General features: G+C 71.8%; 2 protein-coding genes. One reads left to right on the top strand and one right to left on the bottom strand.

What is annotated here, in order from left to right:
- A partial coding sequence (locus AC13HU_RS35355) for an ABC transporter substrate-binding protein (protein ID WP_483046095.1) occupies positions 1 to 1,686 on the top strand: 1,686 nt, incomplete at its 5' end.
- Here the strand turns inward: AC13HU_RS35355 and cobC are convergent.
- Positions 1,664 to 2,661, bottom strand: a 998-nt coding sequence (gene cobC / locus AC13HU_RS35350) for an Rv2231c family histidinol phosphate aminotransferase CobC (RefSeq protein WP_483046094.1), incomplete at its 5' end; no start/stop codon positions are given. The two genes, AC13HU_RS35355 and cobC, sit on opposite strands and share 23 nt — an antisense overlap.

The raw sequence follows: 2,661 nt of genomic DNA, 5'->3' as shown, positions 1-2,661 counted from the left end.
GTCGACCAGCAGGCCGCCCTCAAGCGGCACGGCGGCAAGCAGGGCAGCGGCTACAACGGCGGCACCGACGGCGTGGTCCGCCCCTCCGTGCAGACCGGCGGCACCGTCCAACTGGCCGTCTCCTACCTCGAGGACGACCTGCTGGACCCGGCCAACACCTACGATCCCGGTGCCTGGAACATCCAGCGGCTGCTCTACCGCAACCTCGTCGGCTACGCCCCCGCGCCCGGCGACAAGGGCCGCACACTCGTGCCCGACCTGGCCACCACCACCGGTGACGTCAGCAGCGACGGCCTGACCTGGACCTTCCAGCTCAAGAAGGGCCTGCGCTTCCAGGACGGCTCGACGATCACCTCCAAGGACGTCAAGTACGGCGTCGAGCGCAACTTCGACCGCGTCGTCCACCCCAACGGCTCGACCTACCTCACCGACCTCCTCGACGGGGGCCAGAACTACCCGGGCCCGTACAAGGACACCGACCCCGGCAGGATGGGCCTGAAGTCGGTCACCACTCCTGACGACAGCACCGTCGTGTTCACCCTCGCCAAGCCCTACGCCGACTTCCCGTACGTCCTCGCGATGTCGGCCGGCGCCGTGGTGTCACCCGCCGCGGACACCGGCGGCGGCAAGGACTACGAGAAGCATCCGATGGCCAGCGGCCCCTACAAGGTGAGCAGTTACGTCCAGGGCAAGTCGCTGCACCTGGTCCGCAACAGCCAGTGGGACACGACCACCGACCCGATCCGCTCCCAACTGCCCGCCGGATACCAGTTGAAGTCGTACGACTCCCAACTGGAGGTCGGGCAGGCGCTGCTCGACGGCACCGCCGACCTGGACTTCAGCGGGGTGATGTTCGACGACGCGACCGAGACGAAGATCATCAACGACCCGGCGCAGAAGGCCAACGTGGACCTCGCCTACACCGGGGCGACCCGTTACCTGAGCCTGCGTACCGACGTGGCGCCGTTCGACAACGTCGCGTGCCGCAAGGCCGTCGCGTACGCCGTGAACCGCGCCGACGTGGAAGCCGCGCTCGGCGGGCAGTACGAGGGCGGCGAAGTCGCCACCACCATGCTGCCGCCCAGCAACAACAGCCACGACCCCGGCGCGAACCTGTACTCCAGCAGCACCGGTGGGGCGGAGGAACAGTACGCCAAGACCGAACTCGGCGCGTGCGGCAAGGCGAACGGCTTCAGCACCACGCTGGTCGGTCTCTCGGGCGCCTCCAAGAGCGAGCAGGCCATGCAGGCGGTCGCCGAAGCCCTCCGGCGGGTCGGCATCAAGGTCACGGTCAAGACCGTTGAATCCGGTGCCTTCTACGACACCCTGACGTCCCCGAGCAAGCTCAAGGCGGCCAAGTGGGGCATGGTGTACACCGGTTGGATCGGGGACTACCCGACCGGCGGCGGCTTCCTGCGCCAGCTCATCAAGCCGGGTTCCGGCAGCAACTACTCGGGCCTGGACGACAGCAGCCTCAACGACATGGTCGATCAGGCCGACACCCTCACCGACCGGTCTGCCGCGACCGAGGCATGGACCAAGATCGACGCGCAGGTCATGCAGGACGCCGCGTTGGTGCCGCTGGTCTACGACCGGCACCTGGTCTACCGCGGCCCGCGCCTCACCAACGTCTACCAGCAGCAGGTGATCGGCCAGATCGACCTCACCGCGCTGGGAGTGAAGTGAGCAGGCCGGTCAGCGCGTCGACGAATCCGTCGGTGGTGCGGCGATCCCGCACCGCGACCCGTAGCCAGTCCGGGCCGAGGCCGGGGAAGGTGTCGCCCCGGCGCACCGCGTAGCCCGACTCCCGCAGCGCCGTACGCACATCCGCCGCACCCGGCAGCCGCAGCAGCACGAACGGCGCCGCGGGAGCGTCCCCGGCCGGCCGGACCTGCGGCAACTCCCGCAGCCGCGCCACCAGATACGCCCGGTCCGCGGCGACCTGCCGGGCCGCCTGCGCGGTCTCCTCGCGGGCCCGCGCCGACACGCACGCCTCCGCCGCCGCCAGCGCGGGCGAGGACACCGCCCACAGCGGCTGCGCCGCCGCCAACTCGGCGATCAACTCCGGCGCCCCGAGCACGTAGCCGACCCGCAGCCCGGCCAGCCCCCACGTCTTGGTCAGGCTGCGCAGCACCACCAGCCCCGGCACCGGGTCCGTACTGCCCGCCCCGGCCAGCGACTCCCGCTCGCCCGGCACCGCGTCCATGAACGCCTCGTCCACCACCAGCGTGCGCCCGGGCCGGGCCAACTCCCGTACCAGCGCGGCCGGATGCAGCACGGACGTGGGGTTCGTCGGATTGCCGACCACCACCAGGTCCGCGTCCGCCGGGACCCGGCCCGGATCGAGCCGGAACCCGTCCGACGCGTCCAGCAGCACCCGCTCCACCGCGTGCCCGGCCGCCCGCAGCGCCGCCTCCGGCTCCGTGAACTGCGGGTGCACCACCACCGCGCGCCTCGGCCGCAACACCCGCGCCAGCAGCACGAACGCCTCCGCCGCACCCGCCGTCAGCAGCACCTCCGGGTCCGCCCGGCCGTGCCGCGCCGCCACCGCGTGCCGCGCCACCCGCCCGTCCGGATACGCCGCGAGGCCCGCCCGCGTCCCCGCGATCACCTCGACCAGCCACCCGGGCGGCGTCCCCGCCCGGGTGGCTGGTCGAGGTG

This window comes from Streptomyces sp. NH27 (assembly GCF_056859195.1).
This window is presented reverse-complemented; position numbering and strand designations above follow the sequence as displayed.